3 protein-coding genes are annotated in these 693 nt (G+C 51.8%); all 3 read right to left on the bottom strand.

The annotated features are described in order from the left end of the window. Nucleotides 1–212: hypothetical protein (locus AC1RPQ_RS07705; protein ID WP_481762215.1), on the bottom strand; the 212-nt coding region annotated here is incomplete at its 3' end. Between the two features lie 3 nt (nucleotides 213–215). Then, nucleotides 216–464, bottom strand: a complete 249-nt coding sequence (locus AC1RPQ_RS07700) for a hypothetical protein (RefSeq protein WP_289863294.1) — start codon at nucleotides 462–464, stop codon at nucleotides 216–218. A gap of 33 nt (nucleotides 465–497) precedes the next feature. Continuing rightward, nucleotides 498–693: hypothetical protein (locus tag AC1RPQ_RS07695; protein WP_481762214.1), on the bottom strand; the 196-nt coding region annotated here is incomplete at its 5' end.

Below are 693 nucleotides of genomic sequence, written 5' to 3'. Positions count from 1 at the left end.
CCACAGTACACATCAAACGAGATTTTCGCGTTCGGATTACCGTACTGCGCCAGATAGTCTTGTGCGTTTGTGAAAAGGATCGGCTTCGTTGTATCGCCCTGATTAGAGACCACGATCTGAGCACCAACCGAAGTAGATGCGCTCGTGATAACTTGACTCAGGTTGATTTCCTGAACGATAACCTTCGATCCTTGGTTTGCGGAAATAGGCATCTCTTACTCCTTGTCCGTATTCTTGTCCTCGACCACAGCCGCAACAGGTGCCTTGGGAATGAGGTTGGTTGTTTCGGCCACAACGCGGACGACACCGGGATTGAGTGCCAGCCACGAGTAATCGATGGTGGTGTCCTCGTCCAGCTCAACGCCCTTGTTTCGCGGCATCAACCGGATTGAGGTCCGGACTCCATCCACAATGACGCCTACTTGTTGTGGGACGCGGCTCACGTTAATAAGCTTCGTAGCCATTTAGGCCTCCTTAAAATCTTGGGTAACTTCTTCTTACTTCGGAAACGCAAGGAACTGTGAACTGGCCACAACACCGCTGTCCGTTACAGTGCCCGGGGCTTTAACCATGTTTTCCTGATCGATTACGTTGATGGTGTTGATCTTGCCCTGCTCGCCCAGAACGGGTTCACTCGTGTATCCATGGACGGTGGCAGAAACACTCACCGCAAATGCGGTTTCAGCCTCCACT

This window comes from Dellaglioa sp. CoH-57-MRSF-21, from assembly GCF_056781915.1.
Note: the sequence above shows the minus strand (reverse complement) of the source record. Positions and strands in the feature narration are given on the sequence as shown.

Bases quoted from the DNA above. Each gene is read 5' to 3' on its own strand.
- AC1RPQ_RS07700 (WP_289863294.1), bottom strand. From the start codon at position 464: ATGGCTACGAAGCTTATTAACGTGAGCCGCGTCCCACAACAAGTAGGC.